This window comes from Pseudanabaena sp. Chao 1811, from assembly GCF_027942295.1.
Lineage (GTDB): Bacteria > Cyanobacteriota > Cyanobacteriia > Pseudanabaenales > Pseudanabaenaceae > Pseudanabaena.
In genome coordinates this window covers 872,579-896,563 of record NZ_CP101416.1, presented here as the reverse complement: position 1 = coordinate 896,563, position 23,985 = coordinate 872,579, and the positions used below count along the sequence as shown (strand labels likewise).

Genomic DNA, 23,985 nt, shown 5'->3' with positions numbered 1-23,985 from the left:
ATGACCATCAATGACCCTATCAAATCCCTATCTATAGCCAGTAGCTCTGATGCGCATCCTTTAGAGAAGAAAAATAAGTTCTGGCGATATGCGAGATATGCGGCGATCGGCTTAGCTGCTAATGCGGCTTTATGGGGAATCACGTTAGCCTATCTCAAAACAGCAAAGCCAGTCTATACCAGCAGTTGGGCAGTGATTGTTCCGGGGGCTGGTTCGGGGGTGAGCGTCAATTTGCCTGAAATTGGACAAGCTAGTTCCTCTAGTAGCTCTCCCTTTGGCAGTGCCTCGATGGACCCTCGGGCAAACTATCAATTTCTCATTACCAATGAGTCGGTTTTAGAAGAAGCTGCGAATCAGTTGAAGATTCCCCTCAAGCAACTGGGCAAACCAAAGGTCAAATTAGTGGATAACACTTCGATTATGGAATTTGAAGTTACAGGTCCTACAGCCAAGGATGCCCAATTGCGATCGCACGCTATTTATGATGCTCTCCAGACGAAATTGAGTGAATTGAGGTTAGAGGAGGTTGCCAAACGCGAACAGGGAAGTCAAGCAACCTTAACCTCCGCAAGGGACAAGCTCCAGCAAGCTCAAAAGACGCTCTCCGAATATAAAGCTTCGTCAGGTCTCAGTTCTGGCGATCAAGTGAAGGATTTATCAAATAATATCGAACAACTTCGCAAGCAAAGGGCAGAAAGCTATGCTCAAGTCCAACAAGCCACTACCCGTTTAGCGCAGCTATCCTCTGACCTCGATATCACTGTCCCTGAAGCCGCCAATGCCTTTCTACTCCAAGCCGATCAGTTATTTCAGCAGAATTTAAAGGATTACAATGAATCTAGTTCCACATTGGTGGTTTTAAAGACAAAGTGGGGAGATAATCATCCTCTAGTGATCAAGGAAGCTGCGAGAAGAGAAGCAGCCCGTGTGGCGATGCTTGATCGCGCTAGTTCTCTATTAGGACGCAGGGTTAATCTTGCTGTTCTTCAGCATCTCAGTATTAAAAGTGAATCTGGCTCTAGTCGCGAGAGTCTCTTCCGTGATTTAGTGGCAATTCAGACAGACCAGCAGGGCATAGTTGCTCAAAATGAAGCTCTGAGCAATCAGATTGCAGAATTAGAAGCAAGGTTAAAAATTCTTGTTCAAAAACAATCCAAATTGGATAATCTGCAACGAGAAGTTCAAATTGCTGAGGCAGTCTTCGCTTCCACCTTAGCTAAGTTAGACCTTGGCAAGTCCGACATTTTTATCTCCTATCCCATCACGCAATTACTGGCGGAACCAACTTTACCCGATGAGAAAACCTCTCCCAAACCATCGATTGTATTTGTAGGTGCTGGAGTTGCCTCGATTTTCATTACCACTGGCTTAGTTTTGCTGTGGTGGCGCAAAGAAACCACCACCTACATCAAAGGCAAAATCAAGCCAAATCAACCCAATATCCTAGAATCATGAAGCCACAAAACTTTGCGGAAAAAGCAATCTGGATTTCCATCATTTGGACTTATGGCTTTTATGCTATCGGTGGTCTCTATATTCTTGGTGCAGTATTAGCTTGGCTTTTATTTGGGCATCTTTGCGTTCAATTATGGAAACAAAATGACGAAACTCCTATAGAAGAAAGGATTACAATTCCTTGGGGGGTGAGAATTTGGGTTGTGAGCATGTTAATAATGCAGCTTGCTTTGATTATGGGGCATCTAGATTTCAATCTGGGCTTAGGAGAAATCATTAAATCGACAATCGGGTGGGCAAAGGGATGGGCTTTATTAGCTCTATATCCATTGATTGGTTGTTTAAACATTAGACCGCAGCTAATGTACCGTGCTGCATCTAAAATCTGTGCCTTTACCCTTGCGATTTCCATACCCTTTGTTCTCGCCTTTTATATCCATTTACCTCAAAAGCTCTATGTTTCACCACTTCGCGCTGTGGGCGGTCCTGGTCCCGATTTTTTTGAGGTGATGTTATACGAAATCGATCCAGGGGAACATAAACCGAGATGGCGCTTATTTACGCCTTGGGCTCCAGCCCTCGGATTTGTGGCTAATATCTATTTCTTTATGATTTTGCGGGATAGCGATCGCAAGTTACGTTGGTTAGGCATGGCAGGTTGCCTTGTGATGTGTCAGATTTCAGCATCAAGGCTAGCTCTCATTGCTATGCCTGCGGTTTGGCTAATCACATTACTGCTCTCTAAACTCAGTCGTCCGATGACGTTGATTGGCTTAGGGATTGTGAGCTTTATCGGTAGTATTACCTTGAATGAAATTTTAGAAGCGATCGAAACCTTCAATGAGAAATTTACCGCAGCAAGGAAGGATTCTTCGAGAGTGCGGGCGGCTCTGGGGCGAATTGCTCGCTATCGTTGGGAAAAGGAAGCGCCAATCTGGGGACATGGTGTTGTTGAAAAGGGACCTCACCTTGTCGAGCATATGCCCATCGGTTCTCATCACAGTTGGTTTGGACTGCTCTATGTTAAAGGGATTGTTGGCTTTTTGGCGCTGGCAGTACCGATGGCTTGGAGTTTTGGCGATCTGACGGTCAAAGCCCAAAAAAGTGAATCCGCACAGGTGGGATTAAGTATGGTTTTAGTCCTGATGTTCTACACCTTTGGCGAGAATCTGGAAATTCTCGCCTATCTCTTTTGGCCAGGACTAGTCATGATGGGAATTGGTTTTAAAGCCAAAGATCGTCTCCAAGAAGATAAGCCAAAGGTCGTGATGCTAAAGGAGGTTTCCGAACATTAATTAATGATCTTGCATAGATGTCAAACAGCGTCCAATGCCAAATTCAAAATTTCTGCAAAACCTCCTATAAAAATTCTTGTAAATAATTCTTGTAAATAAAAGAGAGATAAGCCGTGAGACCTAAAGTATTAAAACTATTAAGCGATCGCAATCTCGGTGGAGTCAATAAGACTATGGAAGGTCTGATTAATTCACCCCTAGGCGAGAAGTTTGAATTTTTGACTGCGAATGTCAGTGAAGCGCAAACAGCTTTGCGATCGCTCAAACCTGACATCGCCATTTTTCACGATCCCTGCAATTGGCAAAATCTCACCTCTCTATGGAAGATTGCGAGACAGACTCGGTTAATCATTCACGATCACCATTACTCCAAGGGCTTTGAAGATTACAATGTGCCTTCTAAATTTCGCTTTCGGCTGATGCTGCAACTTACCTATGGCACTGCTCACCGTGTCGTTGCTGTTTCCCATGCTCAGGGGCAATGGATGCGCGAACACAACCTCGTTAAGTCAGAAAATCTTGCCGTAATTCAGCAATCCCCACCGATCGCTAAATTTTTGGAGATTGCTCCGAAACCTCGCGATCGCCCTTTAGTTTTGGGTGCTTACGGCAGATTTAGTCAACAAAAAGGATTTGATCTACTATTGCGAGCCATGCAGCAAGTTCCATCAGAGCAAGTCCAACTGTTATTAGGTGGTTATGGCTCCGATGAGACGATGCTCAAACAGATCGCGCAGGGTTTAGAAAATGTCCAGTTTTTAGGAACCATTCGTGATGTTCCAACATTTCTATCCCAATGTGATGTGGTGGTCATTCCCTCGCGTTGGGAGCCTTGGGGCAATGTTTGTTTAGAAGCAAAAGCTGCGGGTAAACCCGTGATTGTCACTGCTACTGATGGGCTAGTCGAGCAGGTCGAGGCATGTGGACTAGTCGTACCCGTGGAAGATCCTGACGCTTTAGCCAAGGCAATTATCCAAGTTGCTTCCCTCTCCGATGCAACTCTCGCTAATTGGGGACAAAGCGGTCGTCGTGCTGTGAGTTCGGCAGGAAGTAAATATCTAGAAGCATGGGAGTCCATACTTTGGGAAGTTTTAGCAACATCATAGGAGCTTGAGGATCGTAACCATGAAAGCGAAAATCATCAATTTAATCAGCGATGAGCGGATGGGGGGGGTTAAGACTAGTCTCAGTAGTTTGATGGCTTCACGACTAAAGGAACAGTTTGAATTTGCGATCGCGCCATTGCACCGTGCTAAGGCAAGTATCCGTAACTTTCAACCAGATATTATTCTTGTCCATGATGCTTGCTCTTGGAAAATCTTACCTCGCCTGTTAGTACTTAAATTCCTGAAGCAAAAGTCAAAATTGGTCATCCAAGATCATCATTATTCGGCTGCTTTTGAACGGTTGCAAGTACCCTCTCCATCGAGATTTCGCTTGATGTTAAAGCTCTGTCATTGGTGTGCCGATCGCACATTAGTAGTTTCTCAGGCTCAGGCAGCATGGATGCTCAAACACCAATTAGTCAGACCCGCTAAACTAAGTGTGATTCAGCAAGGTCTCAACTGCGATCGCTTTTTAGGACTTCCCCTCAAATCAATCACTAAGCCCTTAATTTTCGCTGCCTATGGAAGATTTGATGCTCAAAAGGGATTCGATGTTCTATTGCAATCATGTAGATTAATCCCTCAAATTGACTTCCATTTAAAAATCGCAGGCTATGGTTCCGATGAAGACTTATTGCAGCGATTAGCCGAAGGAAATCCCAAAGTTCAGTTTATTGGTAAGGTCGATGACGTGCCATCCTTTCTGGCGGATTGCGATGTGGTGATTATTCCGTCACGGTGGGAGCCTTGGGGCAATGTCTGTTTAGAAGCTAAGGCAGCGGGTAAACCAATCATTGTCAGTGCCGTTGATGGTTTAGTCGAGCAGGCTCAGGGAATAGGGCTGCTTGTTCCCCCTGACAATCCGCAGGCTCTTGCCCAAGCGATCGCCCAGATCTGTGAGATGTCACCAGCAGACCTGAGCGCTTGGGGAATCAACGGGAGGGAATCAGTGAGAAATGCTTGGGATCAACACTTAACCGCATGGGAGGCTTTATTGTGTCAGCTATTGGCAAATTAATCGATACGATCAAACAAAAACTCGCCAGTCGATTTCTCCGCAATCTGGGCTGGCTAGGCTTGTCCGAACTCTTCATTCGGATTTCTCGATTAGCCGCTACGATTGTCTTAGCGCGACTACTCTCTAAATATGACTATGGTTTGGCAGCGCTAGTCTTGACCACCAACGAGTTTGTGAATGTATTTACCCAGAATGGAATTTGGGACAAGCTGATTCAATCCGATGAAAGCGATTTAGAACAACTTTGTCAAACCGCCTATTGTCTCAACTGGATCGTCTGTGGCTCTCTATTCATCACCCAATGTTTGATTTCCGTCCCCGTTGCTTGGTTCTACAAAGATAATCAGATTATTCTGCCAATTTGTATCATGGCATTGGTGTATCTGATGATTCCCATATCCCTAGTACAGGCTTCCTTAACCCAACGGGAAAATCGTCTGCATGTGATGGCTCTAGCTAACGGATTGCAGGTTTCTATTGATAATATTTTGACAATCATTCTCGCTTTTTTGGGGTTGGGAATGTGGGCGATTGTTTTACCCAAGGTAATTGTGGGGCCAGTCTGGGTAATTGTGCATTATTTCAATAATCCTTGGCGACCATCGCGCCAGTTTACCCTCGTCAACTGGCAGGAAATTGTCCGCTTTGGGCGGAGTGTTTTAGGAGTGAAGCTGATGAATACCCTCAGAAATAATCTTGATTACTTAATTGCAGGCAGATTTCTCGGTGTAGAAGCTTTAGGGATTTATTACTTTGCTTTTAATGCAGGATTGGGAATTAGCATGAGTGCGATCAATGCTGTCGATTCGGCTTTGTTTCCGCACCTATGTGCCGCGCGCTCCGATCCAGCCCAGTTTAAAGAACGCTATTTCAGTAGTCTCAAAACGATCGCTTGGATTGTTTTCCCCCTTGTCCTTTTGCAATCTATGTTTGCCCCAATTTATGTACCGATTATATTTGGACAGAAATGGCTGCCTGCGATTCCTATTTTAATCTTGATTTGTCTGTCGGCAATTCCCCGACCCTTTGCCAATGCTGCATCTAGAGTTTTATGGGCTTTGGACAAACCTGATTGGGATCTACGCTGGAATATGTTCTTTACGACATTCTTTGCGATCGCCCTATTGATCGGTGTTAATTGGAATATTATCGGCGTAGCTGCTGCTGTTCTGATTGCCCATGCGATCACCTTACCTTTGTATTCCCTGTGGGTAACGCGCAACATCTCAAAAGTTATGCTCACGCCATCGGAGGTGCAGCCATGAGCGATCGCTTGATGCTATCCGTCGTCATGCCCGCCTACAATGCGACAAGTTTCATCGCCCAAACGATAGAATCAGTTCTCAATCAGACTTTTGCGGATTTTGAACTTTTAATTATTGACGATGGTTCCACCGATAACACCCTAGAGATTGCCAAGCAATATGCCCTGCGCGATCGCCGTATCCAAGTTCTCTCACAGGTCAATCAAGGGGTGTCGGCTACCCGCAACCGAGGTGTGAATATGGCTAAAGGAAAGTTGATCGCTTTTCTCGATGCAGATGATATCTGGCGCAATGACAAATTAGCCGCCCATGTTCAACATTTTGCCAACAATCCCAACCTCGCAGTTAGCTTCAGTCGGGTAGAATTTATCAGCTTTGCAGGAGAATCCACTGGGCAAGTTTCTACTTCCCGCCTCATTAACCTCAAACCCGAAGATTTTCTCTACGAAAATCCTACTACGACAATGTCCAATCTTGTGGTGCGTGCGGATGTCTTCGCACAGGTAGGCGGATTTGCTGAGGACATGAGCTATTCTGAGGATCTCGAATGGCTATTTCGAGTGAGTTGTTATCAGCGACCAGAGAAGTCTCCTTGGCAAATTGAAGGAATCGATCGCGTATTGATTGCTTACCGTGCCAGTCCATCGGGGCTATCCGCATCACTATATCGGATGGAAGCTGGCTGGGATTTACTGATCGAGAGAGCGCGAGAATATGCTCCTGATTTAGTCAAACAACACTACAGCCTTGCCAGAGCAATCCATCTGCGTTACTTAGCAAGACGCGCCTTTCGTTTAAATCTACCACCCCATGTTGGTAGAGATTTTATCAACCGTGCTATCTGTTCCGATTGGCGTATTTTTTTGCGTGAACCCCGCCGTACTTTGCTAACTCTATTAGCAACCTATAGCCGATACATCGCATTGCGCTGAATTAAAAATTTATCTTTAGAGCGTGTTTGAGAAGTATCCTACTTAGCATAAATTTCTGCTTTTACCCCCTTAATCCCCCCTTGCAAAGGGTGGAAACTCAGATCCTCCCCCTTACAAAGGGGGAGTTAGAGGGGGTAAAAACTTCTCAAACACGCTCTTACTCTATTTATTTCTCAGGAGTTGAATATGCCTAAAGTTTCTGTGATTATTCCTGTCTATAACGTTGAGAAGTATATTGCTGAAACAATTGACTCAGTTTTAGCACAAACCTTTACTGACTTTGAACTAATCATCATTGATGACGAATCAAAGGATGGAAGTATTGCCATCTGTCAAGGTATTGCCGATCCGCGCATTCACATCATTCATCAAAAAAATCGAGGTTTAGCAGGGGCAAGAAATACAGGTATTCGCCATGCCCAAGGTGAATATTTAGCATTTTTGGATTCCGATGATGTTTGGCGATCGCAAAAGCTGGAAAAACATGTCCAACACCTAGATGCTAATCCCTCAGTAGGGGTGAGTTTCTGCTGTTCGGAATTTATTGATGATGACAGTCAACCGCTTGGCAATTACCAAGTACCCAAACTCAAAGATATTACGCCCGAACTAGTTCTCTGCCGCAATCCGATTAGCAATGGTTCCGTTCCCGTGATTCGCAAAGCCGTATTTCAGGACATCGAGTTTATGGCAGATTATTATGGTACAGAAGAGAAATTCTATTTTGACGATCACTTCCGCCAGTCTGAAGATATTGAATGCTGGCTGCGTATTGTCCTAACTACCAAATGGCAACTCGAAGGTATTGCCGATGCCCTCACCCTCTATCGGGTTAATTCAGGTGGACTGTCGGCAAACATGATCAAGCAATTGGACTCTTGGGAAAAGGTGATCGCTAAAACTCGCGCCTATGCTCCTGAGTTCATGGCACAGTGGGAATCCTTAGCCCGTGCTTACCAATTACGTTATCTTTGTCGTCGCGCAATTCGCAATAAGGATGGTAAATCTGCCGTACAGTTGATTAATCGGGCTTTAAAGAGCAATTGGAAAATTTTGATTTACGAGCCACAGCGATCGCTACTGACGATTGTTGCTGCCTATTTCATTTGGATGCTGCCACGTGGTCTATATAACAGCATTGAAAGCTTTGCGATCAAACTCGCAGGTAAGAGTCAAAGTAAGGCGATCGCCAAAAGTAAAAGATAGATAGGCTATTTGCCATAAGTTTTGTACACTAGGACTAGATACAAGCAATCAAGACCTAAAATAGCGAGAAAATCAATGTTTGCAGAAACGAGAGAATTTTCGCCCACGCAGTTTGCTAAAACCAGATGTACGACTGATGGCACACCGTCATTTTTGGCTTGGAGTGGTTATCTCTATTCCTTTATGCCCGATGAGCCAAAGCGCAAGCTCTTCAAAATTGTCGGGATGAGTGTCGGACGTTGCATTGATCAAGGCGATGGTGTTTGGGACTTTACCTCCCGTGAAGTGTTGCTCTATCTTGATCCTAAAACTGGCGAAATGATGCGCCATTGGCAAAATCCTTGGACTGGTGAGATGTTGCCTGTAATGCATGTAGCGAATAGTCCAATTCAAGGTACTTTGAGCGACAATATTCCTGCCGAAGTTGATGGCGATACCACGACTTTTATTTTCGATCTCTTTGCTCACTATCCCAATCCTCTCGCTGACGATCCTCAGTTTGTCGAATATTGCGATCGTCCTATGTACAGTGCTGTGGAATTGTTCAAGCTTACTGTCCCTACTGTCGATCTTGAAGATCCTAGTACTACCACTGTTTCTAAGTTAACGCTCTCTTGGAATCGCGTAGGACCTTGGCTACCTTGGATGAAAATGGCACAAAGAAGCGGCAATTTGATCTATAGCGCTCATGGCAAAAAGGTGAAAGATTTTGATGAACTACCTGCCATTCTCAAAAAGGAAATCGAAACTCGCATTCCCATGTTTAAAGATGCTCCACCTAAAAAAGTTGAAGGTGCAGAAATGACTTCATGGGAATACTTTAAACAGCATTTTGAAGCCTATTCACAGGGCGCAACATTCCCAATACCAACACAAATATAAATCCCATTAAAGACTGGTGTAGCTTTCTAATTCACTTATCTATGTATTTATGTCTAAGCCCACTAAATCAAACTACGATCCAATCAGAAAGCTAAAAGTTATATTTTCAGGGCTTCATTTTGCAGTATCTGATTTTAGTGTTGCTTACAAACTTGTTTTATCAGTTCCAGTCTTTATTGGGTCGTTTATTCTTCAGCAATGGGTTGATGTTACGTTGATTTTGTTGGCAACAGGAATGATGTTAGTTTCGGAGTTATTTAATAGCGCGATCGAGATTCTGTGCGATTTTGTTCAACCACGAGAGGATCGGCGGATTGGGATGATTAAGGATATTGCGGCGGCGGCGGCTGGCATCAGTATCTTTGTGTGGGCTACAACATTAATCCTTGAAGCAAGTCATCTCTGGAAACTATATAAAATTTGAGCTGAGCATAATTCAAAATCAGAGTAAAAACCTGTAGCGCACGCTGTGCCTGTGCTACAGGTTTTTGGGTTTTATATTTAATTGCACCCAGCTACTTATATGATAAAGACAATCGAGATTTTCTCATGTAACCTAAATGCTCCAAATTACCAAATATACATCCCTCTCGCTTGACGAAATTAATATTAGTGCAGTGCGATCGCAAGGTGCTGGTGGCCAAAATGTGAATAAAGTCTCGACGGCGATCCATCTACGTTTTGATATTAATGCTTCCTCTCTATCGCCTATTTACAAGGAACGTCTACTCAATTTAAGCGATCGCCGCATTACCAAAGATGGCGTAATCATCATTAAGGCACAGCAGCATCGGACTCAAGAACAGAATAAGGAAGATGCACTGACAAGACTACAACAGTTAATTCAAAGCATCACGATCACACAGCCCAAACGCAAACCAACTAAACCCTCACGCAGCGCTCAAAATCGGAGAATCGACGATAAGAGTAAACGTGGGGAAATTAAGGCGTTGCGAGGCAATATTAAAGATGTAGGCTAAGGTTAGTTGCCATTGCCAATGAGAATAAAGGCAGACCAAAAGTAGGGATGTTGGAATTTATCTTGTTTTGACTGTAGGAGACTAAGCTGGGCTTCACGCAAAGAGTTAATAACGTTATTACCCTTCTGTAACTGCGTATAAAAACTACCCATCAGTGATTGTGTTCCCTGATCGCTCACTGTCCAGAGCGAGGCGATCGCTGCCCTTGCACCAGTACGTTGAATTTGGTAGCCAAACCCAAGAATCTCTTCGCCACTGCCAACCACACCACCGAGAGCAGTCTGACAAGCACTAAGAACTACTAATTGGGTATTCGGTAATTTCCATTCGCGTAACTCCCGTAAATTAAGGCGATCGCCATTGCCCATCAGCACAAAGGAGTCCTCAGGTGTCCCATTCACGAAAGCGGCATGGGTCGCTAAATGGATAATGTTGTATTCTCCAAACTGAGCAACGGTGGTATTACGATTGAAAAAGGTATCGAATAATTTCGTCGTATTAGGAAAAGTCTCCGCAATTTTGTTGATTTCTTTGCCTGCGAAGGGTAATCCTGTAAACGAGAACTGCTCACTACCAATCGAGAATTTGAAATCACCCTGAGTAAAGGCAGCCGCGATCGCTTTTAGTGGGAGTTTAACAGTAGTTTGCAAGTCTAAAAATCCAGAGGCAGTCAAGTAATTAAAGCGATATTTCTCAATGAGCCATTGCTTCCCATCATAGAGTGCTGCAAGGGGAATATAACGCATTTGTCCATCTGGAGCATAGAGAAGTAGCTCAATATTAGCCGCTTTGAGATCCGCCTCAATTGGTTTAATTAGATATTTATAAAGTTGGGCTGAGGATTCCTTAACATCACTAGAACTAGAGTCTTGCAAGTCAGACCGAAAGCTTTGCAACAACTTAGTAAAGTCTTGTTGTTGAATGCTAATGGAACGGAGAATTGGCGCAGATTTGGCAGGGAGAAGCACTAAGAACAGTCGGTCTTCAAATAGTAGTGGATAGAACATTGCTGCCCGATCACCAAATTTCTGCACATTTGCTAATAGAGATTTTGAACTAGCTAGATTCGCTTCCTGTTGGGATGAAATCTGTTGGATTTGAGTAGTTAAGGGTGAGCCATTGATTAATGATTTGAGATCACTATTGATTACTGCTTGCTCAGGTGCAAAAAGCGTAATTCCCGACGAAGTGCGCTCATTGCCTTTGACATCACGTAGATAGTCTTGCAGTTCTTGCACTTTTAAGAGATCGAGGATTTGAATTGCCTCATTAATACGACCCTGCTGTAGGAGGAGTTTGGCAAGATTACGATAAGTATAGGAAACACTTTGTTTGTAAGCAGAACGGTCTTCACGCGGCAGCATTCTGATCGATTGACGAATCGATTCGCGTACATTTACTGATTGTTTGAGAAAAGCGATCGCGCTATCGATTTGTTTCTGTTGTGCTAATAAATCGCCAATATTCGCGAGTATCACTGATTCTGTACTAGGATCGCGTACTTCTCTGGCAATATTTAAAGCTTTTTGATAAGCATTGATGGCTTCTATTTGCTTACTATTGTTAGCATAGGCACGACCAAGATTACTCAAGGCAACACCAATACCTGCACGATCGCCAACCTTCTCGTATTGACTGAGAGCCTGCTGATGAAATGAAATCGCCTGTTCTGTCTGTCCTAACCGAGTATAGGTACTACCAATATTGTCTAGGGTGATGCCAATTCCTAAATCATTACCAATATCTTGATAGATGTTTCTTGCCTTTTGAAAGAATGCGATCGCCTCTTTATATTTGCCACTGTTGCTATAGAGTTGTGCCAGATTATTGAGATTGTTTGCCTGTCCTGCTTTGACGGTTACATCATTGTTAGCAGTATCGCCCACAGTAGCTCGCACCGACAGCCCGCGACTAGTGAGAGTTGGATTGCTATTGTCCTCACCAAGAACATCATGGAGTAGTTCAATTTCTATTTTTTTTAATCCCGCTACATCATTTGTTGTGAGTTTAAAGTAGATCTTGGTTGCTTGATCGGCAAAATCTAAGGCACGACGGTTTTGTCCCAAACTAAAATATAGAGCGCTCAAATTATTGAGAATGGCTGCCTCATCGCCACGATAACAACAGAGTGTGCGAACTAGGGTGAGAGACTGCTCATAGGACTCTAAAGCCTGCTGGTATTGGGTTTGGTTAGCATAGATTACACCAATATTATTTAAGGTTTGTACCCTGCCGATGATATCGTTGCGCTCAATGGCAATCGGTAACATTTGCTGATAACTTGCCAATGCACGATCATATTGGGCGGATTTAAAATAAATCGAAGCCATGCGTGCTAGCGTCACGCTCTCACTGGTCAGCAAAGATTCCCGATCGCCTTTTTTCGCTTTTAAGCGATCGCGAAAAATATCAAGCGCCTGTTGATAGATGGGTAAAGCTTGGTCATATTGACGTTGTTTGTCATGGACATCGGCAATATATTGCAAGGTGTAGCCAATATCCACAGGATCGCCATCGGGAGACTTTGCAATTTCCTTGGCAATTTTCAAGGCTTGCTGGAAATAGGGCATCGCCTTGTCATACTTCCCCGTCGTTAAATAGACCTCTCCTAAAACGTTTAAGGTATCTCGCTCTCCCCCCGTGGCATTCCATTTGCGGAATAGTTCGATGGCTTTTTGCAGATCCGCGATCGCTCCTTGTGGGTCTGCTTTTTGTAAGCGATCGTATCCCGATTGTTTGAGGTAAACTGCCTCTGTAATTTGCTGTTTTCGCAATTCGTCAGAACTATTAGAGCTTTGGGCGATCGCCTTTAACCCAAGTAATTCTAATTTTGGTGTTACGGCAATAGGCATACCCACAGCCGTTAGCAATATTCCTAAAACCGCAAAATTACGAACTAAGCGCATAGTTACCTCCCTAGAGATGCTAAGTAGCTAGCTCTACATACCACGAACTTAAAACCTAGAAGCGTGGTTCGCCCGCGTAGCGGGCGAACCACGCTCTGGTTTCGGGTTTTAAGTATGCTGAGCTACTTAAAAATAATTCTGCCCAAGGGCAAAAGATTAGTTAGCGAGACTTGAATTTATCTTGTTGACTACAGCGAAATCTTTGCGCCTCAGAGGTCTTTGCGTGTTTAGTTTTGCGACCACTTACCCTTTCTCGCCACATTAGAAATGATGAGCGTTTCATTGACTTACGCATGATTTTAATCACTTCCGCCTCAGAAATGCCAAATTGGTCGTAAATCGTATCAAAGCTGGTGCGGTCTTCCCATGCCATTTCCACAATGCGATCGAGATCAGCCGCAGTGATTGCTTCTTTTATCTGCTGTTTATCCATACATCTATCTAACGTTTTTGCCAAAAATAATCTGCAATCTCCATCGCACTCGATGCAGTAAGTAGTAATTAAAACCCAAAGCCAAAACCTGTGACGCACGCGCAGCGTGCGCCACAGGTTTTGGGATTTTATATTTAATTGCGCTTAGATACTTACAGATTATTCTCATTTATCGATATTACCAAAATGATCAATTGGCCAGAATCGAAAAGCTGCCTTACCAATGATGTTTTGCTGCGGTACAAAGCCCCAAATATGCCCATCACAACTATTATTGCGATTATCGCCTAGGGCAAAGTAGGCATGGGCAGGGACGGTTATTGGTGGCAACTCATATTCAGGAGCTTTTGTTAAATATGGCTCCGATAAAGGCTGACCATTGATATAGGTAGTTCCATCCTTGATCTCGACGCGATCGCCTGGTAAACCAATCACGCGCTTAATCAATGAGCTTTTTTGCTTCTCAGCAGATAGACTACACCCTTTTACTACAGCCTCATTTGGCTCAAATACGATGATGTCATAGCGTTTTGGCGTTTGAAAGCGATAACTGAGTTTGTCTACCATCACGCGATCGTAATTTTGCAAAGTTGGCTCCATCGAACCCGATGGCGGTAGATAGTAAGCCTGTGCGATCGTGACCCGAAATCCAAACGCTAAAGCAACCGTTAAGCCTAAGGTTTGAGCAGTTTCTTTCCAAAAGTTAGATGCCTTTGATTTTTTACCTTGATTGGGCTTCTTGGATTTATGTGGTTGTGATGGTTGAGGAGATGGTTTGGTCATAGAAATTTATTGATTCTTGAGCTTATCGCTAGTTAAGACATTAAAAAACTAGAGAGAGTTGCGGTGCTTTGCACCGCAACTCTCTCTAGTTTATAAAGAACCTAATTTTTTATCCTTGTTTCCAATGGCGTGCTAATTGTTTTGCCTTTAGTCCCGATTCGATTACTTCTAATAGTCTGGTCATACCCGTTGTATTCACAATTTCATAGGTCTTATTTGCTCGACGACAAGCCTCGATCGCTCTTTCCGTGAGTGAGTGGCTCGCATAACCCGTCACGATAATAATTAAATCCCCACCTGCAATTTGACTCTCACCCTGCGCGGCAAGCTGTAACCCATCCTGCTCGGTGTACCACATTAAATTAATTGCCGAATCGCGCAATCGATTTTTTACAGCCGTTTGTAAGCGATCGTGTCCTCCAAAGACTAAAACCTTGCCACTGAGGTCGGTATATAAAGCAGGGCGTTTTTCGGTCTTACGGTGTCTCGCGCTAGGTTGCACATCGGGAGCGCGATCGACACGGGAACGATTTTCAAGAGCCTTATTGTAAATAAAGGTAAGTGTCTGTTCATGGCTACCTCGCAAGCGGGCTACGGGACCTTCTTCACTGTGGGAATTTATTTGGTTGATCAGGGCTTCTACTACTTCTTCAAGTGCACCGATTGCTTTTAAGTCATTGGCATATCCCCTTACGGCGATCGAAGCATCCGTAGCGCTAAAGAAATCATGTTGTTCTTCGATCATCTCTAAGAGATCGGCTTTTAATTCCCTTCGCCATTGAGCCGTTTGTTCCGTTATTCGCTCGTCTAGTAGTCTTTCTTCACTCAAGATCAACTGGCGATCGGCGAGTTGAGCTGCTAGGGTAGGCGCTTCTGCAATTTCTTGTCGAATATCCGCCGCTTTTTTTTCTAGTCTTAGTTTTGTCTCACTGTCTGGGTTTCCACCTTCACGGTTGTATTCCTCTAGCATCTGCTCAACTTTTGCCAATAATGGTTTCAACCGTCCTTCAATTTGTGCTACTGCTTCTTGAATTTGGCGATCGCGTTGTTGTTGCAGCCGATTTTGTTCTAACTCCACCTTTGCCATTGTCAGCAAATCGCTAACCGAGGCTTCTAATTCATCTAATTCCGAAATATGCATATTTACTTAATATTTGTTAATATTTGCTTAGATTTAATAAGTCGAGAATAAGTCGAGAGAAATGACTCTGAATAAGTAATTATAAGAAGTTATCGCCACTAATCTCCAATGTAACCTCTTGCTTGCCTAAGTGTGTATAGTTTTATGCTGCCAAATGACATCGATCTCTCTTCATATATTGATCACGCCCTATTAGATCCCGCCGCTAGCAATGAGCAGGTAGATCATGCTTGCGAAGAAGCCGATCGCTTTAGTTTTGCTAGCCTCTGTGTATATCCCTGCAATGTCAAGCGTGCGACGGAGCGGCTACTTAAAACCAAAGTAGAGATTTGTACGGTTATCGGTTTTCCTAGTGGAGCCACCACATCAAATGTAAAGCTTTATGAAGCTATGGAGGCTGTAGAGAATGGAGCGACAGAACTGGACGTGGTGATCAATTTTGGTTGGCTCAAAACTGGACAGACTAATTTGTTGCACCAAGATATTGCTCAAATTTGCGAGGAATCAGGTAAACCCGTTAAAGCCATCTTGGAATTAAGCTTGCTCACCCCCGATGAGCAAGAACTCGCTGCTGAAGTCTGTATGGATGCAGGGGTTGCCTTTCTCAAAACGGGTACAGGCTGGGCAGGAGGCGCAACCGTGGAAATGGTGAAATTTCTTAAGGAGATCTCACGGGGCAAGGTTGGGGTTAAGGCTTCTGGGGGCATTCGTACTAGAGAACAAGCGATCGCCTTACTCAATGCTGGTGCTACCCGTTTAGGCACATCCTATGGAGTAGCGATCGCCCGCGAAAAAAGCTAATGCTAACGCGAGTTCGGGATAATTTGAAACAGACTTTTAGAGAGGGTTTGCGTAGCAGACCCTCTCTAAAAGACCAAAAGAAAAGCCTTGCGTAGCAAGGCTTTTCTTTTGGTCTTTGAAAATTTGCTAGCTTACCCCAAACTGACGTTAATTCTAGAGAGTTAAGTAATTTACCCCATCTTTTTATACGAATCCTAAAAGATTTAGGTGTAATTTTAATTTGCAAATCGGGAAGCATACAATAAAGTTATCAACATCAAAATTGAAGCTGTGCTACCGACTCTTGATGTCAAACATGCTTATTCGATGTGTCTGGGAGCCGTAATTACCCTGACAGGGGTTTCCCTATGGCAACGGTTGACTCCACCCCCCACTCATGAGATTCCCGAAAGTCCTGAAATCTCTAAAGTAGTCGTTCCACCCCTCCCAACCACCTTTACCCGTCCCAACACTAAGGATAGTGAAAATATTGGGAGTCTTCGTGTTGGTAATCGCACTGATCGCTCTGTGCGAATAGTTCTACTGTCAAGAATTACTTCTCAAAATGATTGGCAAGCAATCGAACCTCTCAATTGGGACTTTGCACCAAATGAAGGTGGCAAAGAAGGTTTGTTGTTATCTCTACCAAATTACAAAGTGGTGATCGGCAAAGGTGATGTGATTTTTGCCTTTGCTACTGATGGTTCTCGCACCTATTGGGGACCAAATATTGTTGGCGAAACCGATGCCCCATTTTGGGACAGTCAAAACAAAGAATGGAGCATGGTCTTGCAACCATAAAACAATCACAAAAAAGCCTCTCACATTGTGAGAGGCTTTTTACTTACTCAGTTGGATCTTTGCGCTTAATTAAGGGCTTAGGTACTGGTGGACGATCTTCAGAAAATCGAGGACGTGATGAATAACCACCGAAGTTATCACCATCACCAGTAGCTGATGGCTTGTATGGGCGATCGCTATAGGGGCGATCATATCTCCTTGGGGCAAACTTACCGCCACCGCTAGGGCGACCCTTTGACTGTGGACGACGTTTACCCTTATAAGGCACAATCCCAATAAATTCACCATCAATGATCGTTAATACATCACCTTGACGCTGAACATTGACACTCCAGAACTGTCCAACAGCATCAGTTGGCAACAACCCCGTTAGGCGAACTTTAAACTTGCTGTACTCTTTGACAGTTTTATCTTTTTGCTTATCAAATTTCTGCTCAGTGCGCCGAACCTTAACTATTACCGAATTATCTTCAATGGACTGGCTCGATATCTCACCACGCACAGAGAAGTAACCATCTTGGACATTAGGCTCAATTGGCACATCCGATCTACCAAGCTCTACAGGAGCCCACACCCCAGATATCTGTACATGCAGTTTACCTGCCTTGTCATTGGTACGTGGATACACAACCCATAAATAATCGCGATCGCCTTGCAAGCGCTTCTTAACAATCGAAATAATTTTGCCTAGTAATACTGCGTCAACCTGAGAGCCATCAGGCGTTAGAATATGCCCTTTAGCGCAATTATCAGCATTGGCAACATAGCGACCATAAATCACCCCGATCGCTCTATATTGAAACGGCTCCGTTGCATCAGGAATCGGTTGTAAACAAACTTTGTTTTCTTGAATATCTTCGTCACGGTTATATGTAGCCGATGGATAATCCGTTAAACGATTGATACTTGGTGTTTTAACTCTTGCAGAAGCAGGGATAACCTTAGCAACAGCTTTAGCTGGTTCTTCACTTGGCTGTACTAACTTCTGATCTTCAGGCTCAATAGACTCTGGAGATTTAGGAGCAATAACTTTGACAACTTCTAACTTAGGCAAATCTTTAATCGGAGGTTTAGGTGTAACAGATCTCGGTAAAAGCTTACTATTTGAGTCATCGGATTGACTGGGCTTATTGATTTTACTCATGTGAACCTCCAGAAAACTAAGGAGTCTAATGCGGACTAGACCTTACTGGGAAACCGCTAGAAAAATATGGCAATCAAATTCAAGTTTATCTTATACAAATTGTATGAAATAACCTCCAATTGATGGATATCTCAGTTTAACCTGAGATTAGCTTATATTTTTTAACTCTACCTAAAATAAATTCCGCAAAAAAAATGAAGTATTAGGTAGTCTAACTTATCCCCTTGCAAGCGTGCTTCATGGCTTTAGCGTAATTTAGCACAATTATAACTATTACCTGAAACAGCTTTAGCTAAGATAAAGACTTACATATCTTTTCAACTCTAAGCATACACTGTTCTATGTCAGACCAGTTAAAGGCTGTATATAATTTCCCAGCGATATCCATATAAACATTTAATATCTTAGTTCACAAACCGTCCTTTGCAAGTTGTTTCTAAGACATTATTACATTATCAATAGATGGACATAATTAAAAATCAAAGATAAAACCTATGGTACAGGCTGCGATTGAGTCATAGGTTTTGGAGCTTTATATTCAACTGCGCTCAGCTACTTAATAATTTGTACTGAACCTCAGATCGGCTTAATTTCAACCTAGCTCCTAGAAAGGGTTCGCCCTTTCTAGGAGCCACAACAGTAAAAGCCTTGCGAAGCAAGGCTTTTACTGTTGTGGCTTTTAAAATATAGCCTATGCCCTCAAAGGTGGAAGAGGAGGCACGCAACTCCTTCCATCCTTGGCTTGATCTAAAAAACAAAAGTTATAAGTAGCTGGGCGCAATAAATATAAAACCCTAAAAGAACTGCTGCGGCACTTCTCGTCATAACTTGATGCTTAGGTTTTGATTTGTCTTAATGCAAGTGACTACAGCTATAACACCTTCTTTTTCAGTCTTTTTTCTGTCAATGGTATTAAGGATTTACAAAGGATTTGCGATCCCCGCTAAATCAGCCCTTACGATACTTTTGTCCTCAAGTTCAGGAAAATTTACCTGAAACTTATCGACTAGAGGTAGATCGTATCTACCGATATTTCAATGGATGGAGAGGATTTTATGACATCTGACAAGCAAAATTTTGGACTGATTGGTTTGGCGGTGATGGGTGAAAACCTTGCTCTAAACATTGAGCGCAATGGTTTTTCGATGAGTGTTTATAACCGCAGTCGCGACAAAACCGACAAGTTTCTTGCCACTCGTGCGGCTGGGAAAAATTTCAAAGGCACATTTACGATCGCTGATTTTGTTGCATCGTTAGAGCGCCCCCGCAAAATGTTGATCATGGTAAAGGCAGGTGCGCCTGTGGATGCCGTAATCCAAGAACTAATTCCATTTCTAGATGAAGGCGACATCATCATTGATGGTGGTAACTCGCTCTATAACGACACCGATCGCCGCACGGTGGAGCTAGAGAAGATTAATTTGAAATTCATCGGTATGGGTGTGAGTGGTGGAGAAGAAGGCGCACTCAATGGACCGAGCATGATGCCAGGTGGTCAAAAATCTGCCTACGCAGAGATCGAGCCAATCGTGACGAAGATCGCGGCTCAAGTTGATGATGGTGCTTGTGTGACTTACATCGGTAAGGGTAGCGCAGGGCATTATGTGAAGATGGTGCATAACGGCATTGAGTATGGCGATATGCAGTTAATTGCTGAAGCCTATGATTTGCTCAGTAATGGTTTGGGGCTGTCCGCTAGTGAGTTACATGAAACCTTTACCGCATGGCGTAGTTCCGAACTCGATTCTTATTTGATTGATATTACGGCGGATATTTTCACTAAGGCTGATGATTTAACTGGGGATGCACTCGTCAATAAAATTCTCGATGCAGCAGGTCAAAAGGGAACAGGCAAATGGACAGTGCAAAGTGCTTTTGATTTAGGAGTACCGATCCCCACAATGATCGCGGCGGTGACAGCGCGGGTAATTTCTTCTTATAAGGAAGAACGGGTGGCTGCCTCGAAAGTACTGATCAGCTCGACCTCTGGTAAATATCAAGGCGATCGCCAAGAGTTTATTGATGCTGTGCGGGATGCGCTGTACTGTTCTAAGATTTGTTCCTATGCTCAAGGCATGGCGCTTTTGAGTGCCGCATCTCGTGACTTTGGTTATGACTTAAATCTGGGTGAAATTGCCCGTATCTGGAAAGGCGGTTGCATCATTCGTGCGGCTTTCCTTGACAAGATTAAGCTAGCTTTTCAGCGCAATCCTCAATTGCCTAACCTGTTAGTCGATCCCGATTTCAAACAAACCATCCTCACCAAAGAGGTAGCATGGCGCAAAGTGGTTGTGGCGGCGGCGCAGTTGGGTATTCCGATTCCCGCATTCAGTGCGTCTCTTGACTATTTCGATAGTTACAGACGCGATCGCCTACCTCAAAACTTGACACAGGCTCAGCGTGATTACTTCGGTGCACATACCTACGAGCGCACCGACAAGCCCAGAGGTGAGTTTTTCCACACCGAATGGATGAAGTAAAATTTACTTGAATATAAAAAAGGGCGCTTTGCGCCCTTTTTTATGCTCTAAATGCACTTAGGTACTGGGTAAGAATTTTAGCTGAATTATCGTCAAACCCAATATAAGGATCAGTTACAACAACTGGTGTGTTTGGTGCGTAATGTTCAGGAATATCATCAATTGCTACCCAACTGGAGCCTTCTGCTTGATTTTGTCTCAGATATTCCAAAACCTCCTGATGACGGAGAAACTGGAAATTGTGGATAATCGTAGTCTCTAAGAGAGGAGTTACACCAACTATCCGCGCTGTAATATCTGACGAAAAAAGTGGTGGGATTACTTCAAAGGGAAAAATTTCTCGCCACGAAGAGCTTATGACCACTCTTGCTTCAGTAAATTTCCGTAGAACATTTTCAAATTTCTCAAGACATTCAGGATCAAATTTCATGTAATCCTCTTGTGGAACTGGCTTGTCAAATTTTTTCTCTGGGACAAGCACTCCATCAATATCTAAGAAAATCCACATTGGTATTTGATAATAGATGTATCAATATTCATCATATTTGTATTAGCAGAATTGACACACCTAACAACGGACAAAATATTAGCGATCGGCTTGATGAGTGGCACATCAGTAGATGGGATTGATGCGGCGCTTGTAGAAATTTGCGATCGCCAAGGTATCCTTAGCACTAACCTAATCGCAGGGCATACCTATGAATATGAGGCAGATTTAAGAAGAGAAATCCTTGCCGTTTGTGCAGGTGAACCGCGATCGCTACAGCAAATATGTGAACTTGATGATCGCATTGCCGAGAGTTTTGCTAAAGCAGCTTTAGCGATTAGGCAGAAAGGCGATCAACCGCCAGATTTAATTGGTTCTCATGGTCAAACCGTATTTCATCGTCCACCCGCAGATCAAAAGATGGGCTATACGGTGCAACTGGGGCGAGGTGCAGTCATTGCAGAATTAACGGGAATTAAGACGGTCAGCGATTTTCGGGTTGCGGATATTGAAGTTGGGGGGCAAGGTGCGCCGCTAGTGCCAATGGTGGATGCTTTGTTGTTATCGCACCCTACTAAATATCGGGCTTGCCAAAATATTGGCGGGATTAGTAATGTCACCTATTTACCACCCAATGCAGGAGCAATTCCAGAGCAAATATTTGGGTTTGATAATGGGGCTGGAAATGTCCTGATGGATATGGCAACTCAGAAATTATTTGGTCAGCCTTTTGATCGGGATGGGGCGATCGCAAGACAAGGTAAAGCTAATTTAGATTTAATTAATCAATGGCTAGAGCAAGAATTTTTTCTCATTCCTCCGCCAAAATCAACGGGGCGCGAGTTATTTAGTCCTGTCTATTTAGAAGAACTTTTAGGGGAATGCCAAGATTTAGGTAATTACGATATTCTCGCCACGTTGACGGAATTTACGGCTAGGGCGATCGCCAAAAGTTATCGCGATTTTCTGCCTGTATTTCCTGAAGAGGTTTTAGTCGGTGGTGGTGGTGGACGCAATGGTTACTTGATGGAGCGCTTACAGGATTTGCTCAAGCCTGCGATCGTGCAACGTACTGATGACTTTGGTTTGAGTGGCGATAGTAAAGAGGCGATCGCCTTTGCGGTATTAGGATATTTACGAATTAAAGAGCGCTATGGCAATTTACCCAGTGTCACAGGAGCCAAGCGATCGGTTTTATTAGGTAAAATTTATCAATAGCGATCTTTTAAACATTAACTTTTACAGGTATCGAACAATGTCAAATAAAGATGCCATCATTAACGAGTTGCAATATATTCCCGAATCCAAGCTATCCGCTTTATATGATCTGATTCACTATTTTCGGCTTGGCATTAATAGCGAAATAGAACAAGAAGCTGATGAAGATCTCAAAATAGATAAGCATCAATGCTTAAGCACCATCCAAAAAATTAAACAGGAAGGTTTATCGGGCTTTACCGAGATTAATAATGTAAAAGCTTATATTCAAGATTTAAAGAATGAAATTAGTTAAGGATGGTGACTATACACGTAAAGAACGTAAATTCTTTAAAAAACGTCCTCATTTAACTGATAAGTATGGAGAAGTTCTAGAAAAGCTAAAAACTGATCCATTCGATCCATCGCTAAAAACACATAAACTAAAAGGGGATCTTAGCGAATTTTATGCCTGTAGCTTGACCTATGAATACCGAATTATTTGTATCTTTCTAATCCAAGATGAATGATTGTTTTCGTTGATATTGGTAGTCACGATGAAGTTTATTAATGCCAATAAAAAAGGGGGGCGCTAAGCACCCCCCTTTTTTATGCAAAGATTTATGCTTCTGCTTCTTCTTCGTCGCCAGTGATGATTTCATCATCAGCGTAGGCTTCTACTTCTTCAGCAGAGATTTCATATTCGATATCTTCGATATCGCCATGACGACCTTCGTAGATCGCATCGGCAAGCTTACCGACAATCAACTTGATCGAGCGAATTGCATCATCATTGGCAGGAATACCGATGTCAACGCTATCGGGATCGCAGTTGGTGTCAAGCAAAGATACGATGGGAATACGCAACTTTTGGCATTCTTGAACAGCGTTATACTCACGCTTGTGGTCAACGATGATCACGATATCGGGTGGCTTACGCATCAACTTGATACCACCGAGATATTTGCGGAGCTTTTCCATTTCGCGGCGCAGGGTGGATGCTTCCTTTTTAGGTAGGCGATCTAATGCACCACTTTCATCGCGACGTTCGAGATCCTTAAGGCGATCGACACGGGTTTTGATGGTTGTCCAGTTGGTGAGCATTCCACCCAACCAGCGTTGGTTGATGTAGTAGCTACCACAACGGGCGGCTTCTTGAGCAATCAGACCAGCAGCTTGACGCTTGGTTCCGACAAATAATACTTTCTTGCCTTGCTCGGAAGCTTGACGCAAGTATGCATAGGCTTCTTCGAGGTACTGTGCGGTTTGCACAAGGTCAATGATGTGAACGCCATTACGCTCGGTGAAGATGTAAGGCTCCATCTTGGGGTTCCAACGACGGGTTTGATGCCCGAAGTGAACTCCCGACTCTAGCAATTGGGCTAGGGTTACGACTCCCATTTAAGTTTTCTCCTGTGTTCGGGTTTGTCCTTGCGCCTGAGATGGAATTTGATATTTTTAAAATTTTGACTTTGCGAAATTTTAAAAACAAAAAACACCCGAAACCTCAAGCGTGTGTTTTTTAACAGCTTGTCTAGGATAACTCATAAGTTGCCTAATAGCAAAATAAGCGATCGCTAGTTTACAGGTTTAGCACGAGTAAATTTAACTCAGCGTAAGAGTTGCAAGACATACAGACTTGCATTCCAATTTCTGCGAGTGGCGCATGTCTGAGTTTGTTTTTTACTATGTGG

Annotated in this window: 23 protein-coding genes; 16 read left to right on the top strand and 7 right to left on the bottom strand. The window is 43.5% G+C overall.

All coding sequences use genetic code 11. The annotated features are described in order from the left end of the window. From NMG48_RS04275 to arfB, 10 genes are all read left to right on the top strand, one after another. Positions 1-1,455, top strand: coding sequence for a GumC family protein (locus NMG48_RS04275; protein ID WP_271254130.1), 1,455 nt, complete (start codon positions 1-3; stop codon positions 1,453-1,455). Continuing rightward, positions 1,452-2,750, top strand: coding sequence for an O-antigen ligase family protein (locus NMG48_RS04270; protein ID WP_271254129.1), 1,299 nt, complete (start codon positions 1,452-1,454; stop codon positions 2,748-2,750). The genes NMG48_RS04275 and NMG48_RS04270 overlap by 4 nt, the downstream gene beginning before the upstream one ends. Before the next feature lie 113 nt (positions 2,751-2,863). Continuing rightward, on the top strand, positions 2,864-3,856 hold the full coding sequence (locus NMG48_RS04265; protein WP_271254128.1) for a glycosyltransferase family 4 protein: 993 nt from the start codon (positions 2,864-2,866) through the stop codon (positions 3,854-3,856). A 19-nt stretch (positions 3,857-3,875) separates the two neighbouring features. Then, positions 3,876-4,874, top strand: a complete 999-nt coding sequence (locus NMG48_RS04260) for a glycosyltransferase family 4 protein (protein WP_271254127.1) — start codon at positions 3,876-3,878, stop codon at positions 4,872-4,874. Next, a complete protein-coding gene (locus NMG48_RS04255; RefSeq protein ID WP_271254126.1) occupies positions 4,838-6,139 on the top strand; it encodes a lipopolysaccharide biosynthesis protein in 1,302 nt (433 codons plus the stop codon). The genes NMG48_RS04260 and NMG48_RS04255 overlap by 37 nt, the downstream gene beginning before the upstream one ends. Continuing rightward, positions 6,136-7,071: a glycosyltransferase family 2 protein gene (locus NMG48_RS04250; RefSeq protein ID WP_271254125.1), complete on the top strand. Its 936-nt coding sequence runs from the start codon at positions 6,136-6,138 to the stop codon at positions 7,069-7,071. The genes NMG48_RS04255 and NMG48_RS04250 overlap by 4 nt, the downstream gene beginning before the upstream one ends. A gap of 186 nt (positions 7,072-7,257) precedes the next feature. Beyond that, positions 7,258-8,277, top strand: a complete 1,020-nt coding sequence (locus NMG48_RS04245; protein ID WP_271254124.1) for a glycosyltransferase family 2 protein — start codon at positions 7,258-7,260, stop codon at positions 8,275-8,277. Positions 8,278-8,352: 75 nt separating this feature from the next. Beyond that, positions 8,353-9,159 (top strand): DUF1838 domain-containing protein, encoded by an 807-nt coding sequence (locus tag NMG48_RS04240; RefSeq protein WP_271254123.1) that lies wholly within the window; start codon positions 8,353-8,355, stop codon positions 9,157-9,159. 49 nt (positions 9,160-9,208) lie between these two features. Beyond that, positions 9,209-9,583, top strand: coding sequence for a diacylglycerol kinase (locus tag NMG48_RS04235; protein WP_271254122.1), 375 nt, complete (start codon positions 9,209-9,211; stop codon positions 9,581-9,583). Positions 9,584-9,719: 136 nt separating this feature from the next. Next, a complete protein-coding gene (gene arfB, locus NMG48_RS04230; protein ID WP_126388319.1) occupies positions 9,720-10,139 on the top strand; it encodes an alternative ribosome rescue aminoacyl-tRNA hydrolase ArfB in 420 nt (139 codons plus the stop codon). A 2-nt stretch (positions 10,140-10,141) separates the two neighbouring features. Here the strand turns inward: arfB and NMG48_RS04225 are convergent, their stop codons facing one another. The 4 genes from NMG48_RS04225 to NMG48_RS04210 all read right to left on the bottom strand — a co-directional run bounded on the left by NMG48_RS04225 (position 10,142) and on the right by NMG48_RS04210 (position 15,402). Beyond that, positions 10,142-13,045 (bottom strand): CHAT domain-containing protein, encoded by a 2,904-nt coding sequence (locus NMG48_RS04225; RefSeq protein WP_271254121.1) that lies wholly within the window; start codon positions 13,043-13,045, stop codon positions 10,142-10,144. Between the two features lie 160 nt (positions 13,046-13,205). Beyond that, the gene (locus NMG48_RS04220) at positions 13,206-13,478 is read right to left on the bottom strand and encodes a TIGR03643 family protein (protein WP_271254120.1); all 273 of its coding nucleotides are present in this window, start codon (positions 13,476-13,478) and stop codon (positions 13,206-13,208) included. 165 nt (positions 13,479-13,643) lie between these two features. Beyond that, positions 13,644-14,261, bottom strand: a complete 618-nt coding sequence (gene lepB, locus NMG48_RS04215; RefSeq protein WP_271254119.1) for a signal peptidase I — start codon at positions 14,259-14,261, stop codon at positions 13,644-13,646. 109 nt (positions 14,262-14,370) lie between these two features. Next, positions 14,371-15,402, bottom strand: a complete 1,032-nt coding sequence (locus NMG48_RS04210) for a DUF2325 domain-containing protein (protein ID WP_126388329.1) — start codon at positions 15,400-15,402, stop codon at positions 14,371-14,373. 144 nt (positions 15,403-15,546) lie between these two features. On the opposite strand from NMG48_RS04210, the gene deoC reads away from it, so the two are divergent. Further along, positions 15,547-16,203: a deoxyribose-phosphate aldolase gene (gene deoC, locus NMG48_RS04205; RefSeq protein ID WP_271254118.1), complete on the top strand. Its 657-nt coding sequence runs from the start codon at positions 15,547-15,549 to the stop codon at positions 16,201-16,203. Positions 16,204-16,473: 270 nt separating this feature from the next. Beyond that, complete coding sequence (locus NMG48_RS04200; RefSeq protein WP_271254117.1) at positions 16,474-16,983, top strand: hypothetical protein; 510 nt, start codon at positions 16,474-16,476, stop codon at positions 16,981-16,983. Between the two features lie 43 nt (positions 16,984-17,026). On the opposite strand, the gene NMG48_RS04195 is transcribed toward NMG48_RS04200, so the two are convergent. Beyond that, positions 17,027-18,127: a hypothetical protein gene (locus NMG48_RS04195; RefSeq protein ID WP_271254116.1), complete on the bottom strand. Its 1,101-nt coding sequence runs from the start codon at positions 18,125-18,127 to the stop codon at positions 17,027-17,029. Between the two features lie 1,055 nt (positions 18,128-19,182). On the opposite strand from NMG48_RS04195, the gene gnd reads away from it, so the two are divergent. Next, complete coding sequence (gene gnd, locus NMG48_RS04190; protein ID WP_169363670.1) at positions 19,183-20,607, top strand: decarboxylating NADP(+)-dependent phosphogluconate dehydrogenase; 1,425 nt, start codon at positions 19,183-19,185, stop codon at positions 20,605-20,607. Between the two features lie 40 nt (positions 20,608-20,647). Here gnd and NMG48_RS04185 read toward each other — a convergent pair whose 3' ends face one another. Next, positions 20,648-21,115, bottom strand: a complete 468-nt coding sequence (locus tag NMG48_RS04185) for an HAD domain-containing protein (RefSeq protein ID WP_271254115.1) — start codon at positions 21,113-21,115, stop codon at positions 20,648-20,650. Between the two features lie 51 nt (positions 21,116-21,166). Between NMG48_RS04185 and NMG48_RS04180 the strand changes: the two genes are divergently transcribed. From NMG48_RS04180 to NMG48_RS04170, 3 genes are read left to right on the top strand one after another with little or no spacing between them, the layout of a single operon-like run. Beyond that, positions 21,167-22,312, top strand: coding sequence for an anhydro-N-acetylmuramic acid kinase (locus tag NMG48_RS04180; protein ID WP_271254114.1), 1,146 nt, complete (start codon positions 21,167-21,169; stop codon positions 22,310-22,312). 37 nt (positions 22,313-22,349) lie between these two features. After that, complete coding sequence (locus tag NMG48_RS04175) at positions 22,350-22,607, top strand: hypothetical protein (RefSeq protein ID WP_271254113.1); 258 nt, start codon at positions 22,350-22,352, stop codon at positions 22,605-22,607. Next, a complete protein-coding gene (locus tag NMG48_RS04170; protein ID WP_271254112.1) occupies positions 22,594-22,821 on the top strand; it encodes a type II toxin-antitoxin system RelE/ParE family toxin in 228 nt (75 codons plus the stop codon). The genes NMG48_RS04175 and NMG48_RS04170 overlap by 14 nt, the downstream gene beginning before the upstream one ends. A gap of 91 nt (positions 22,822-22,912) precedes the next feature. On the opposite strand, the gene rpsB is transcribed toward NMG48_RS04170, so the two are convergent. Next, a complete protein-coding gene (rpsB, locus tag NMG48_RS04165) occupies positions 22,913-23,692 on the bottom strand; it encodes a 30S ribosomal protein S2 (protein WP_126388342.1) in 780 nt (259 codons plus the stop codon). Between the last annotated feature and the right edge of the window lie 293 nt (positions 23,693-23,985).